The sequence below is a fragment of the Mesorhizobium sp. M4B.F.Ca.ET.203.01.1.1 genome, from assembly GCF_004791025.1.
GTDB classification, from domain to species: Bacteria; Pseudomonadota; Alphaproteobacteria; order Rhizobiales; family Rhizobiaceae; genus Mesorhizobium; species Mesorhizobium abyssinicae.
The window spans coordinates 233,276-247,104 of record NZ_SRUO01000002.1; the positions used below are offsets into that span (position 1 = coordinate 233,276).

The 13,829-nt window shown below is 61.9% G+C and carries 13 protein-coding genes; 7 read left to right on the top strand and 6 right to left on the bottom strand.

The genetic code is table 11. The features are described 5' to 3' along the window. Nucleotides 1-139: 139 nt before the first annotated feature. A complete protein-coding gene (locus tag EN846_RS04555) occupies nt 140-1,402 on the bottom strand; it encodes an extracellular solute-binding protein (RefSeq protein WP_245478073.1) in 1,263 nt (420 codons plus the stop codon). A 68-nt stretch (nt 1,403-1,470) separates the two neighbouring features. Then, a complete protein-coding gene (locus EN846_RS04560; RefSeq protein ID WP_127308728.1) occupies nt 1,471-2,601 on the bottom strand; it encodes a mandelate racemase/muconate lactonizing enzyme family protein in 1,131 nt (376 codons plus the stop codon). A gap of 315 nt (nt 2,602-2,916) precedes the next feature. Here EN846_RS04560 and EN846_RS04565 point away from each other — a divergent pair, with 315 nt between their 5' ends. Further along, nucleotides 2,917-3,618: a GntR family transcriptional regulator gene (locus EN846_RS04565; RefSeq protein ID WP_127282711.1), complete on the top strand. Its 702-nt coding sequence runs from the start codon at nt 2,917-2,919 to the stop codon at nt 3,616-3,618. Here EN846_RS04565 and EN846_RS04570 read toward each other — a convergent pair. Genes EN846_RS04570 through EN846_RS04580 form a run of 3 tightly spaced genes read right to left on the bottom strand, consistent with a single transcriptional unit; the run spans nt 3,615 to nt 7,178 of the window. Continuing rightward, complete coding sequence (locus tag EN846_RS04570) at nt 3,615-4,406, bottom strand: alpha/beta hydrolase (protein WP_245509052.1); 792 nt, start codon at nt 4,404-4,406, stop codon at nt 3,615-3,617. The genes EN846_RS04565 and EN846_RS04570 overlap by 4 nt on opposite strands. Before the next feature lie 38 nt (nt 4,407-4,444). Further along, complete coding sequence (locus EN846_RS04575) at nt 4,445-5,893, bottom strand: NAD-dependent succinate-semialdehyde dehydrogenase (RefSeq protein WP_245478075.1); 1,449 nt, start codon at nt 5,891-5,893, stop codon at nt 4,445-4,447. A 58-nt stretch (nt 5,894-5,951) separates the two neighbouring features. Further along, a complete protein-coding gene (locus EN846_RS04580) occupies nt 5,952-7,178 on the bottom strand; it encodes an iron-containing alcohol dehydrogenase (RefSeq protein ID WP_127308731.1) in 1,227 nt (408 codons plus the stop codon). 140 nt (nt 7,179-7,318) lie between these two features. Between EN846_RS04580 and EN846_RS04585 the strand changes: the two genes are divergently transcribed. Continuing rightward, the gene (locus tag EN846_RS04585; RefSeq protein ID WP_127308732.1) at nt 7,319-8,008 is read left to right on the top strand and encodes a GntR family transcriptional regulator; all 690 of its coding nucleotides are present in this window, start codon (nt 7,319-7,321) and stop codon (nt 8,006-8,008) included. Nucleotides 8,009-8,152: 144 nt separating this feature from the next. Next, a complete protein-coding gene (locus EN846_RS04590) occupies nt 8,153-8,746 on the top strand; it encodes a DJ-1/PfpI family protein (RefSeq protein ID WP_127308733.1) in 594 nt (197 codons plus the stop codon). A gap of 61 nt (nt 8,747-8,807) precedes the next feature. On the opposite strand, the gene EN846_RS04595 is transcribed toward EN846_RS04590, so the two are convergent. Beyond that, complete coding sequence (locus tag EN846_RS04595) at nt 8,808-9,704, bottom strand: GntR family transcriptional regulator (RefSeq protein ID WP_127308747.1); 897 nt, start codon at nt 9,702-9,704, stop codon at nt 8,808-8,810. Between the two features lie 166 nt (nt 9,705-9,870). Between EN846_RS04595 and EN846_RS04600 the strand changes: the two genes are divergently transcribed. The 4 genes from EN846_RS04600 to EN846_RS04615 all read left to right on the top strand — a co-directional run bounded on the left by EN846_RS04600 (nt 9,871) and on the right by EN846_RS04615 (nt 13,802). Beyond that, nucleotides 9,871-10,923, top strand: a complete 1,053-nt coding sequence (locus tag EN846_RS04600; protein ID WP_245478074.1) for an ABC transporter permease — start codon at nt 9,871-9,873, stop codon at nt 10,921-10,923. After that, the gene (locus tag EN846_RS04605) at nt 10,920-11,708 is read left to right on the top strand and encodes an ATP-binding cassette domain-containing protein (protein ID WP_127308734.1); all 789 of its coding nucleotides are present in this window, start codon (nt 10,920-10,922) and stop codon (nt 11,706-11,708) included. The genes EN846_RS04600 and EN846_RS04605 overlap by 4 nt, the downstream gene beginning before the upstream one ends. A 93-nt stretch (nt 11,709-11,801) precedes the next feature. After that, nucleotides 11,802-12,716, top strand: coding sequence for a sugar ABC transporter substrate-binding protein (locus EN846_RS04610; protein ID WP_127308735.1), 915 nt, complete (start codon nt 11,802-11,804; stop codon nt 12,714-12,716). 72 nt (nt 12,717-12,788) lie between these two features. Beyond that, nucleotides 12,789-13,802 carry a zinc-binding alcohol dehydrogenase family protein gene (locus EN846_RS04615; protein ID WP_127308736.1) on the top strand — a complete coding sequence of 338 codons (1,014 nt, stop codon included), beginning with the start codon at nt 12,789-12,791 and terminating at the stop codon, nt 13,800-13,802. Nucleotides 13,803-13,829: the final 27 nt, after the last annotated feature.

The window sequence follows — 13,829 nt, forward strand, 5'->3', positions numbered from 1 at the left end:
CCCGGCGGCTCCGGCCTGGGCGGGTACGGGTCCGCGCGGCTTGGCCTGTCTGGTGTAACGAATTGGCGGTCATGGGCACGTCACTGATGCGGGGACGGGGGCGCGTCGCAGCGCCCCCACTGTCTGCGTGAGAAGATTGCTATTGCGGCTTGGCTTCAGCCTGGACCTTGTCGAGCGCCGCCGCAGCCTGGTCCACGGTGGCTTCACCGTTGAACAGGAGCTGGCTCTGGTGGTGCCATTCATCGAGCTCGGCCGCTGAAGAATTGGCATGCGTGGTCGGAACGGCTCTGGTCGCAAGCCAGCCCATGATCTGCTTGAGGCCAGGGCTGTCAATGCCGGATGTGTTGACTTCGGTGTTTGCTGGCACCGAGCCGGTGTCGTTGACCAGGTATGACAGGACTTCCGGCGAGGCGAGGATTCGCACCGCGTCGACGGCGAGATCGATGTTCGCGGAGTCCTTGTTCACGCCGTAGCCAACGCCGCCGTCGAGCGGAACGCCGGGGGCACCTTCATGCTGATCGGCAGCAACGGTCGGCGAGGGCATGGGATAGACCCCGACCTTTTCGACGCCCATGTTGGTTTCGAACTGCTTCCAATGCGCGACGTTGGAGAGCAGACCCATCACGTTGGCTCCGACACCTTGCTCGAAGAGGGCAAACTCATCCATGAACATGGTCTGCGAGTTGCCGCCCTCCTGGTACCAGCCATTCTTGGCGGTATCGACCCAGGCCTGCAGGATCGCCTTGATCGGCGGATCCGACCAATGGAGCTTGCCTGCCAGCCAATCGGCCTGTTGCTGCGTGGTCAGCGACTGGTTCGCGGCTTCCGAAAGGAAGAACTCGGCGTTGTAGCCTTCCTTGTTGGCCATCATGAAGCAGGCGGGTTTACCCTGCGCCTTGAAGGCGTCGCAGACCTTGGTCAGTTCGGCCCAACTCGTCGGCGGCTTCTCCGGATCGAGCCCTGCGGCCTTGTAAAGCGCCTTGTTGTAGTAGACGACGTGACCCTGCAGCGTCGTCGGGATGAAGTACAGCTTGCCGTCAGGTCCGGTGAACGCGGACTTTCCAACGAGCTTCGGGATCAGGTCGGGCAGCTTGTCGTCGAGCGGGATTAGCCCGCCGACCAGGGCCTTGGCCTGGGCGCCGCCATTGGCCCAGATGACGTCGGGGCCGGCCTTCGAAGCGAGCGCCGTGCCCAGCAGCGTGTAGTACTCGGCGTCCGGTTGAGACAGGAGGTTGAGAGTTGCTCCCGGGTGCGCGGCCTCGAATGCAGCCTTCGCGTGATCGTAGTATGTCGCGTGGGCGGCATCGTCCACGTTGACGTCCCAGACGGTGATCTCCTGGGCCAGCGCCGGCGACGCCACCACCATGGTCGCAATTGCGGTCAATATCTTCAGCTTCTGCACGTCATTCCTCCCTTTTTATCTACCAGGCCTTCGCTTCATCCAGCGCTCGCTGCGAGTTTGGGACCACGTCAACCCGCGGGGTTGACGGGTGCATCACCAAGGTCTTCGCGCGACAGGATTTCGGGGCGCGTCCAATCCAGACGCCCGGTCTCCGACAAGACCAGCCCATGGCCCGTTCGATCGGGCGCATGAATCCAGCCGTCATGAATTTCGATTGTTTGCTCGACCAGGTGATCGAAGTTCTGGAACGAGTATTCGAGCCACTCGACTTCGGGCAGCGCACAGGCCATGTGTACGCCGATTTCGAGAAACGTATTGCCAAGCGTCACCGGGACGCCGAGTTCGGCTGCCAGCCAGCCGATGCGCATCACGTCCGTCACCTGCCCATGGACATTCAGCATGTCGGTAGCGCCGGCCTGCATCAACAGCCGCTTGCCGGCCGCATCAAGGTATTCGCCTGAATTGATCATGGTCCACGGCGTTGCCGCCTTGAGGTTGCGAAGTCCGTCGAAGTCGTGGCGCAGGATAGGGTCCTCGACCCAAAGCAGATCAAAGCCAAGGCTATGAATTTTCTGCAGTTTTACCGATGCCTCCTTGGCCCCCCAAGCCTCGTTTGCATCAATCATGATCGACGAGCCGGGCCGCACCGTCTTTCTCAACAGCTCCAGCCGGGACAAATCCCGGCCGAAATCGGGATGCCCCACCTTGATCTTGAACGCGCGATAACCAAGCGCCTCGGCATGGGCAAAGAACGCCTGGAATTCATCGTCGCTGAGGTGGAAATCGAGACCGGATGCGTAGGCTTTCACGCGTTTGCGCCGGCTCCCCAGGAGCTCGTGCAACGGCAGGCCGACCAGCTTCGCACTCAGATCCCACAAAGCAACCTGGAGGGCTTCCTCGAAAGGCAAGCCGAAGGCGCGCCTGTTTCCGCCGCGCGGCCGCTGGACTCGATGCACGAGCGCCAAAGGCGATTGCCCTGCGAGATCGGGCCAGGCCTCCTCTTCAAAAACCCGTACGATCTCCGCCTGGTCTGGTAGCGGGTGAAACAAGCTCTGGATAAAGCCCAGGCCGACCAGGCCATTCTCGGCAACGAGCTCAAGCGCGGCCACGTGCGCCGTATCGATGCGGACCTGACTGTCACCGATGGTCCGGTCACGAGCGAATTGATAGCGGGTAATGCGGTACTCGGCGATGCGCATACTGGCTCTCTGATATCTCAGAATGCGCTTTAGATATTTCAGTTTTGGACAAGAGGCAAGTTGCCAGGCGCAAAACTGTCGGGCAGGCAAGCACGCAAATGCAGCAGGCTACGCTTCGTCAACGGGTTGGCGGCCCAGGCTCGTTGGCGCCCGACGACCTCCAGGCAGCCCGGGATACCGGTTGCGCTCAACGCAAGACCCCGGTCAGCCGTATCCTGCAAAGGTGCATTGATAACCGGCAATGCGATACTTTACGATGGCACGGCCAGTAATGTTTCAGAATCATGCTTAGATATTTCAGAGGCGAGGGTCAAAGTGGCGCAGCACGACGATCAGTCCGATGGGGCCGCCGGGGCGGCAGCCGGCCAACGCCTTGGCGATCGTGCCTACACGCGCATTCTTGAGACGCTGTTTGAGCGGAAGATCCCCGCGGGCGCCTTTCTGTCGCAAGGCGATCTTGTCGAAATGCTGCAAATCCCGGTTGCGCCGCTGCGCGACGCGCTCAAGCTGCTCGAGGCGGAGGGGATCGTCATCATCCATTCGCGCTCGGGCATCCAGTTCGTCAAGCCCGGGTTCGAACTGACCAGGTCGACCTACCAGTTTCGCAGCATTCTGGAGCGCGCGGCGACAGGGGTTTACGCGCAAACCGCGGACGAGGCGGATCTGGCGGAACTGGAAAGACGTCATTTGGCGGTCATCGAGGAGATCGAGCGCGGTGGGCTCACCGACCTGGTCAGGGCCGACCTCGAGCAACTCGAGACCTTGCTGCATCACTCCATCATTGCCAGCCTGAACAATCCATTGATCGACAGTTCCTACAAGCGGCTTCACAACTACGTCCGGCTGATCCGGCTGGACAGAAAGGTCACCGTGCCTCTCGTGCTGCAATCCCTGCGCGAGCACATGCAGGTCATCCTGGCATGCAAGGCACGCGACCCGGAGGCAGCTGCGGCGGCAATGCAGGCGCATCTGGCCTCCGCCCTGCAGCGCGGTCTTGGGCTCTACTACGGCTACTAGGCTGAATGAGATCCCACGAGGCGGGCCAATAGTGACGCGGCTTCGGTGCCCGCCACGCCAAGGTCGCGGACGCTGCTCATGTGATTGGCCGCCGCAAGGGTCGTGCGCGAGACAGTCAGCCCTTGCTCTTCCAGGTGACTCGTGAACATCGCGGCCTGGCTGTGGAAGGGCGGCGTCTCATCGGCGCCGACCGAGATCCCTACGGCCACGGATGGATCGAAGCTGTGGTTGATCGGCGAGAACCGGCGGGCTTCTTCGTCGGTGATCGCGATCTCGGCGGCAAGGAATGACATCTGCAACGGCTTCAGGTCGTAAAGGCCGCCGAGCAGCAGCGCAGCTTTGATGCCGGACGGCCGGCTGTCGCCGTCGAAAAGCATCGTCGCCAGATGCGCGCCGGCGGAATGACCGCTGACCGTCAGCAGGTCGGGATCGCCGCCATGGTCCGCGATATGGTCAAGCACCCATCGCTTGGCGCGGCGCACCTGGTCGACGATTTTTGCCATCCTGACAGCCGGCATCAGCGCATAGTCGACGATGACTGCGATCGCACCGGCGTTCGTGACGGTCTCGGCGACATAAGAATAATCACGCTTGGAGAACATGCGCCAATAGCCGCCGTGAATGAACATATGCACCGGCAGGCGGTCCCGCTTGCCCTCGGGAAAGAACAGGTCGATGGTCTCGGTGGCGTCATCTCCGTAGGCGACATCGCCGACCATTGGCACGTTCGCCCTGCTATCTTCGCTTCTGCGCACGATCTCGGCGACGATGTCGTCGAACTCGACCACATGATCGCGAATGCGAAACGGATCTTTGGCGTGTCCGCTCACAGGGTCACGGCGATGTACTTCGCCTCCATGAACTCGGCAACGCCGTGCTTTTGACCGCCTTCGCGGCCCAGTCCGCTCTGCTTGACGCCGCCAAAGGGCGCCGCCGGATCCGACATCAGGCCGCGGTTCAGGGCGATCATTCCCGACTCGATCTTCGATGCCACGCGCATCCCCTTGGCCAGGTCGCGCGTGTAGACATAGGCAGCGAGACCGTATTCGGTGTCGTTGGCCCTCGCAATGGCGTCCGCCTCGCTGTCGAAGCGCATGATCGGAGCCACGGGACCGAATATTTCCTCATGCATCATGGCGGCGTCAGCGGAAACGTCGCGAAGCACCGTTGGCGGGTAGAAGTAGCCTTTGCCTTCGGCGATCGCTCCGCCGCACAGAACCTTGGCGCCACGGGCGACCGCGTCCCGGACGAGACGATCGATCTTGTCCACGGCCTTGCTGGTGATCATCGGGCCGCACTCGGTTTCCGTGTGTGTGCCAGGACCTACATTGAGGGCGGCCATGCGTTTGCGCAGCGCATCGGCGAAGGCATCATGGATGCCGGCCTGAACGTAAAGCCGATTGGCGGCGGTGCAGGCCTCGCCGGCATTGCGCATCTTGGCAACCATCGCACCGTCGAGCGCTGCTTCCAGGTCGGCGTCGTCGAAGACGATGAACGGTGCATTGCCGCCAAGTTCCATCGAACAGGAGATGACATGCTTGGCGGCTTCGGCCAGGAGCACCCGGCCGACACCGGTCGAGCCGGTGAATGACAGTTTCCGCACGCGCGGATCGGCCAGCATGGCCGCCGTCACCGGTCCGGGCGTCGAGGTCGTGAGCACGTTTACGACGCCGGGCGGCACGCCAGCCTCCTCGTAGAGCGCTGCCAGCGCATAGGCCGTCAGCGGCGTCTCGCTAGCGGGCTTCAAAATCACTGTGCAGCCGGCCGCGAGCGCCGGCGCGATCTTGCGCGTCGCCATGGCGGCGGGAAAATTCCATGGCGTGATGAGCACGCAAATGCCGATGGGCTGGTAGTCGACAATGATGCGGTTGGCGCCCGAGGGCGCAAGGCCGAACTCGCCGCTGATGCGGACCGCCTCCTCGGCATTCCAGCGAAAGAACTCGGCGGCGTAGGCGACCTCGCTGCGCGCGTCACGCAGCGCCTTGCCGTTCTCCAGCGAGATCAGCGCAGCCAGTATCTCCGCCCGTTCGGTCATCAGTTCGAAGCAGCGCCGCAGGATTTCCGAACGCCTGCGTGGCGAGGTCTCGCGCCAGCCGGCCGCTGCCTTCGAGGCCGCGTTGACGGCTGCGGCCGCGTCGGCAAGCGTGGCATCGGGAACCACCGCGATCACGGCTTCGGTTGATGGATCGACCACTTCGATCACGCGGCCCTCCGACGAGGGCTGCCAGCGTCCGCCAATGTAGAGACCGTGCGAGACCGTGGCGTAATCGAACATATCTTGATCCTCGTCGGATATGCCTGCGGCGATATTCATGGGGTGAACTCCTGGTCGATCACATCATGGTGGCGGACATGTCGCCATCATAAGCAGCCCTGACCAGCCGTCGCATCGCGGCGAGGTCGAACGGACGCGGATTGTTCTTGATCAGCCGGTCGATGCCGAGCGCCTGCTCGGCCGTCCAGTCGATCCTGTCCTCGGGAAGGCCAAGCTTGGCCAAGTTCGGTGGGATGCCGATAGCGCAAAACAGCCGGCTCACCTCTCGGATGGTGGCGTGCGCCGATGCATCGGCGCCGTCGCCGTTCTGACGGAGGCCGAGAGCGGCGCCAACTTCGGCAATCTCTGCGGCCGCGGCGGGAAGGTTATAGCTCATCACATATGGCAGCATCGTGGCGACGCCCAGACCATGCGCAGTATGTGTAACTGCGCCGACCGGATACTGCACCGCGTGAGCGGCGGCCGTTCCGGCGGTACCGAAGGCGCAACCGGCGGCCAGCGCTCCCATCATGACGTCGGCGCGCGCATTCCCGTCCGATCCGTCGCGATATGCCGTTTCGAGGCTGCGACCGAGCAGCCTGATGGCCAGAAGCGCGAAATGATCGGTCAGAGCGCTTTTGCCGACAAAGACATGCTGCTGCGGCAGACGGGGATCATCGCCGCGTCTGGCCGCGGTGAAGGCCTCGATTGCGTGCGTCAACGCGTCGGCGCCGGCGATCGCCGTCAGGGAAGGGGGGCATGTCGCCGTCAGTTCCGGATCGCAAAGCGCCACCGCGGCGATGAGGTGGGGACTGGAGATACCCACTTTCAGCGTCCGATCCGGATCGGAAATCACGGCGACGGGGGTCACCTCGGAGCCTGTCCCGGCCGTAGTTGGCACAGCGATCACGGGAAGGGTAGGGCCTGGTACCTTGAATTCGCCGTAGTAGTCCTGGGGCCTGCCACCATGGCTGAGCAGAAGTGCTGCGCATTTGGCCATGTCGAGGCAGCTGCCGCCGCCGATCCCGATCACCATGTCCGGCTTGAAATCCTCCGCCTGCGCAATGCAGGCGGCGACGCTGTCGCGGGGCACATCCGGCAGCGTTCGGTCGTAGACCAGCGTCTCTATCGCCGCATTGTGCAGGCCGGCAAGAATTTCGGCGAACTGCGAAGTCGCCGCGAAACGCTCGTCGGTGCAGACGAACGCGCGCCGCCCAAATTTGGCGGCAACAGCAGGCAGCACATGACGCTGGCCTTTGCCGAACAGGATCTCGCGCGGCAGGCGCGCGGCTGCGAACAAGGTCATGGACGGCATCCTTCAGTTCCAGGGGCCGGCCTCGACGTCTGAGTCATTTCCCAAATTATCCTCTATTAAATCGTATAGGATATAGGATTGAATTGCCCGAACCATCGTGCTAGTGAGTGCTCCTGTCAAGAGGGTAAACAATGCAGAACGCGGACCTGACGGAAGCTCCTTCGACAGCCCGTATCCAGCGCGCCAACAGCCTGGCCGGCGACGTTTACGAGGCAATCTTCGCGCAGCTGATGTCGCTCAGGATTGCTCCGGGATCGCGCATCACCGTCGACAATCTCGTGAAGGAATTCAACGTCTCGCATACCCCCATTCGCGAAGCGCTTGGCAGGTTGGAGGGTGAGGGCCTGGTGCTGAAGACCCACCTGATCGGCTATCGGGCCGCCCCGCAAATCACCCGCCGCCGCTTTGACGAGCTTTACGAGTTGCGCCTTCTACTTGAGCCCGCCGCCGCGGCCAAGGCCACTGCAACACTGGACGACGAGCGCCTGACCGTGCTGCAGGAAGCGGCTGGCGTCATGGCCCGGCGGGAGGGGAAAGACGAACGCCTGCGTTATTCGAACTTCGCCCGTCAGGATGCGATCTTCCACGACAAGATCGTCGAGTTCGCCCAGAACGAGCTCATTCGCGAGACGCTCAATCACCAGCATACCCACTTCCACATCTTCCGCTTGATGTATCACTCACGCGTGACCGAAGAGGCCCTCGACGAGCATGAGGCCATTCTCGCCGCCTTCTCCGCGGGCGACCCGGACGCCGCCGCAAAAGCCATGCGCGTGCACATCGAGAATTCGCGGGACCGGCTCCTGCCTGCGTTCGAGTAGGAGCGTCAAGCTCGACGCGCCGCCGATCACCCAGGTCAACGCCAAGGAAAACCATTCCCCGACTTAACCGCTCTGCTCCGATTTCGATCCCTGTCTGGCGAGGCGCCAAGTGCACCTCGCCTTGCCACAACCGAGAGGAAGACCATGCCAGGAAAAAAGATACTGATGCTGACGGGCGAATTCACCGAGGAATATGAAATCTTCGTCTACCAGCAGGCGATGGAGGCCGTCGGCCATACTGTTCATGTCGTCTGCCCCGACAAGAAAGCCGGCGACGTGATCAAGACATCGCTGCACGATTTTGAGGGCGATCAGACCTACACCGAAAAGCCCGGTCACAATGCGCTGATCAACAAGACCTTTTCCGACGCCGAGAAGCAACTGAGCCAATACGACGCCGTCTACTGCGCCGGCGGGCGCGGACCGGAATATATCCGCACCGACAAGCGCGTGCAGGCGATGGTGCGCCACTTCCACGAGGCGAACAAACCGATATTTACGATCTGCCACGGCGTGCAGATCCTGATAGCGGTCGATGGCGTCGTCCGCGGCAAGAAGGTCGGCGCGCTCGCGGCTTGCGAGCCGGAGGTGACGCTGGCAGGCGGCACCTATATCGATCTGTCTCCCACCGATGCCTATGTGGATGGGACGATGGTTTCGGCCAAGGGCTGGACCGCGCTTGCGGCGTTCATCCGTGAATGCCTGAAGGTGCTGGGAACGGAAATACGCCACGCGTAAGCGTTGGTTCCGACGCATCACGCAATGGATGCGCCGGGTCCCTCAAAGCGGCTCGTTCCTATCATTCGTCAAATACGATCAGCGAACGCATCAGCGTTTCTCTTGCCGAGCCCAGATGCGCTCGGCAGGCTCGCTCGATGCGTTCTGGATCGCGGCTTTCGAGCGCCTCGATATAGGCGAGATGCTCCAGGATCGCCGCCTGGTTGCGCTGTTTTTCGTCATGCTTGTTCCACTGATAGTGGTAGTGGAAAATGAAGCTGATGATATCGTAGAAATCGTCGATGAAGCGGTTCGGCGAAGCCTCGTTTATGAGCCGGTGAAACCGGTTGTCGAGGCCGGAAAAGTCGTGGAATCGGCTTTCAATCCGCTTCAGCAGTTCGGTATGCGCAATCTTGAGCACGGCCAGCTTCTCCCACAACGGGGAAGTGTCGGCCTGTCGGGAAAACAGATGCGCCGAGCGCAGCTCGAACATGACGCGGATCTCGAACAGCTCAAGTGCGAAATCTTCAGTAAAGCCCTTGAAAAGCCAACCCGTGTTCGGCCTTTTTTCGAGCAGCCCAAACCGGCTGAAGCGGATCAGGAACTCGCGGATTCCGTTGGTTGCGACACCGAACTGCCGCGCCAGCTCGAGCTCGTTGATGCTGGTGCCGGGTCTGGTGTCACCGCGCAGCATCCACTCCATGAATTGCTGCTCGACGTGCTTGGCCCGTGATGTGGTTTCGGCGTCGGGATAGTAGTCGCTATCCTCGACCGGTCGGCCTGCCGTCCTGACGCCGCTGCGCTCGGCAATAAGTTCGCGGTGGGCAAGTTCTCCCAGGACCTTTCGGACAGTCGTGCGGCTCACTCCCATTTGCCTTCTGAGTTCATTTTCGGAAGGGAGGTCGCCGGTCAATTGTCCGTCGCGCAGCATACTGGCGGCGCGGTTGAAAGCCTTCTTGTAAACAGTGTCGGTTCGCATTGGATCTACCTCAGAGCAACACCTTGTCCTTTTTAGCATAAACTTTATCCATAAAAAACAACTTGACCAAGTGATGTTGGTTGTTTTTTATCGATAAGAGGAAGCTAAAAATACAACATAAGCTTTTGACGACGAGGCTCACACAAGCCGCGGCGGGGAGGGAACTTTGCCTGAAGCGGGAAACACCGGCACCTCTGTCGGCGAGGCCGCAGTGCGAGCACCCAAGAAGCAAGAAGCCGTCCCTGGCCTTGCTCTGGGCTTGGCCCTGCTGAGCGCCGGTCCGGTCGTCATCCTGGCGTTGCTGATTGTCGTTCTCAGTTTTCTGTCGCCCTATTTTTTGACGGGGCGCAACCTCAGCAACATCCTCGCCCAGACCGCCGTCATCTCGGTTGTGGCGATGGGCCAGCACCTGGTCATCCTGACGCGTGGGATCGATCTCTCGGTCGGCTCGAACGTTGCACTGGCTTCGGTCGTCGGCGCGCTCAGTTTCCATGCCGGCGCCCCCGCCTTCCTGGTGATCGCGGTGATGGTCGCCTGCGGTGCGGCGGTCGGCGCCATCAATGGGCTCTTCTACGTCTTCGGCCGGCTGCCGCATCCGTTCATCATCACCCTGGCGACATTGAGCATCGCCAAGGGGCTGGCGCTGCAACTGGCTGACGGGCGCGCCATCCCTGGCATGCCGGATGCCATCGATGCGCTTGGCCGCGAGGCGGTCTGGGGTCTGCCTGGATCGGTCTTTGTGGTCGCCGGCGTTGCCGCGGTTCTTTTCGCAATGGCCAAGACGATGGTCTGGGGACGCTGGATCTATGCCGTCGGCGGCCGGCCCGACGCTGCCCTGCGCATGGGTATTCCCGTGTCCTGGGTGCTGGTTTCGGTCTATGTGATCTCGGGGCTGTGCGCCGGCATCGGGGCGGTCATCCTTGCCGGCCGCACCGACGCCGGTTCGCCCTTGTTCGGCAATCTGCTGGAACTGGATACGATCGCGGCGGTGATCATCGGCGGTGCCAGTTTTCTCGGCGGTCGCGGCCATCTTGGCCATGCCTTGATCGGCGCCATCATGATCGGCGTCATCCGCAACGCGCTCAACCTGCTCAACGTCAATGTCTTCTTCCAACTCATCGTCATTGGCGTGGTCATCGTCATAGCGGTCGAGTCCGACGTGTTGCGCAACTATCTCGAAGGGCGCGTGCGTGTCATGCAGGCCGGGAGGCAGTCGTGAGTGCCGTTCCAGCAAGCGTCGATCATGCAGCCACCGCCGCTGAATATCCCGTGCTTGCGGTACGCGGCGCGACCAAGCGTTTCGGCTCGGTTGTGGCGCTGGACGACGTCAGCATCGAGGTCCGGCGCGGCGAGATCTTGGGGCTTCTGGGCGACAACGGCGCTGGCAAGTCGACGTTGACCAAATGCATCAGCGGGGTGCACCAACTCGATGCCGGCGCGATCCTCCTGGACGGTGCGCCAACGCAGATACGCTCCCCTGCGGATGCGCGCTTCGCCGGCATCGAGACTGTCTACCAGGATCTGGCGCTGTTCGACAATCTGACGCCAGGACAGAACTTCTTTGCCGGTCGCGAACTGGCGGGGCCGCAATGGCTTCCTCGCGGCATGCGATTTCTTCAACAGCGCCGGATGGATGCCGAAACGCGCGTTCTGCTCGCCAATTTGAAAGTCACGTTGCCAAGGCTGGACGCCGTCGTTGCCATGATGTCGGGTGGACAAAGGCAAGCCATTGCGGTGGCCCGGTCGACCGTGTTTGCCCGCAAGGTCGTGATCCTGGACGAACCGACCGCTGCACTTGGCCTGCGTGAATCGCGGCAAGTGCTCAACTTGGTCGCGACGCTGCGCGACCAGGGCAACGCCGTCATCCTGATCACCCACAATATGGAGCATGTCGTCGAGCTTGCCGATCGCGCCGTGGTGCTTCGCCAGGGCCGCAAGGTCGGCGAACTGGTGCCGACCAAGGACAACAAGCAGGAACTGGTCTCCATGATCGTGGGAGCCTGATCCGTCCGAGATTTGGGGACTGTTGCGGTCCGCAAATGCCTGAAGCGACTTCCGCCGGAAGACGCCTCAATCCAAGGGAGGAATGGAATGCCAATGAACCGAAAACTGTTCGCTGGGCTGGCGATCGCCGTTGCGTGCGCGATGCCGGCTTCGGCCGCCGACAAGATCAAGGTCGGCCTGATTACGAAATTCCCGGTGCCGTTCTACTCGACCATGGAGGACGCGGCCAAGAAATACGCCGCCGCTCATCCTGAAGTCGAGTTGGTCACCGGCCAGGGCCAGGCGGCAACCGACATCGAGGGCCAGATTGCCCTGATCGAATCCATGATCACGCAAGGGGTCAAGGGGCTGGCGATCACTCCGGTCGATCCGACCGTCGCGCCGACGCTCGACAAGGCGGTCGCTGCCGGCATCAAGGTGGTTCTCGTCGACAACGGCATCCCGGACTGGAAGGGCCAGACCGCGTTGGTTTCGACCAACAACCTGAACGGCGGCAAGATTGCCGGTGAGTACCTGAAGACCGTGCTCAAGAGCGGCGACAAGATCGGCATCCTGCAAGGCGTTCCCGGAGTGCCGGCGCTGGACGACCGGGTCACCGGCATGATGGAGGGCCTCGGCGACGTCAAGGTCGAGGTGGTCGGCAAGGGCGCAACCAACTGCACGCTCGAACTTGGCACGTCGGTGACCGAAGACATCCTGACCGCCAATCCCGATCTCAAGGCGATCTACGCGGCATGCGGACCGCCAATCCCGGGAGCCGTCAAGTCGATCAGCAATGCGGGGATCGGCAACGACAAGATCATCCTGGTCGGCTTCGACGCCTGCTGTGGTGAGATCGAAGCGATCAAGTCCGGCGCGGAAGATGCCAGCGTGGCGCAATTTCCGGCAAAAATGGGCGAGCTTGGCATCGATACCGTCGTCAAGGCGATCCGCGGGGAACCCGTCGAAGCCAATGTGGATACCGGTGCAGGACTGGTGACGCTGCAGAACGTCAAAGACTTCGAATAGGCTCCACACCTTGGCCCGGCGGCGATCTCAGCCGCCGGGTTCTTTTTGAAACATTTCAGGAAGATAATTCGCATGAAAGCGCTCGTATGCCGCAAGCCCGGCGAATTGGTCTTCGAGGATCGCCCGGCGCCCGGCCCGCCGGGCGCCGGATGGGCGCTGGTCAGCATCAGCCATGTCGGCATCTGTGGCACCGACTACCACATCTATGAGGGCAAGCATCCCTACCTGGTCTATCCACGTGTCATGGGACATGAACTCTCTGGCACCGTGACCGCGGTAGGCGAAGGCGTCGCCATCGAAGTCGGCGAACGGGTCGTCGTAAATCCCTATCTGGCCTGCGGCAAATGCATTGCATGCCGTCACGGCAAGCCGAATTGCTGCGTATCGATCGAAGTGTTGGGCGTTCATCGCGACGGCGGCATGTGCGAAGAATTGCTGGTGCCTGCCGACAACCTCTACCCGGTTGCAGGACTGCCTCTCGTTGACGCGGCAGCTGTCGAGTTCCTGGCGATCGGCGCTCACGCGGTGAGACGCTCCAGGCTTGCTGCCGGCGCAAAGACGCTGGTCATCGGCGCCGGGCCTATCGGACTGGGTACGGCATTGTTTGCGCGTATTGCCGGCCAAGCGGTGACGCTCATGGACACCAGCCGGGAACGGCTCGACTTCGCCGAAAGCCAACTCGGGTTTCCCGTCATCGACAGTGCATCGGGCTCACCTGTCGAGCAGGTGAGAGAGCGAACCGATGGCGACTTTTTCGACCTCGTCTTCGATGCGACCGGCAGCAAGGTCTCGATACAAGCCGCGTTCGGCTACGTGGCCCATGGCGGCGCCCTGATAATGGTAAGCGTCATCAAGGACGAGATCACCTTCTCGGATCCCGAATTCCACAAACGCGAGATGATGTTGATCGGCAGCCGCAATGCGCTTCGCGTCGACTTCGACCACGTCATGGCGGCAATGCGCGATGGCGCCATTCCTGCGGCCAAGCTGATAACGCACGACACGACCCTTCAGAACAGCCTGCACGATATCGCTCGTTGGACACATCAGAAGTCGGGGCTCATAAAGGCCGTCATCGCCTTCTAGAAAGAACGATGCTGGCGCCTCCGCAGA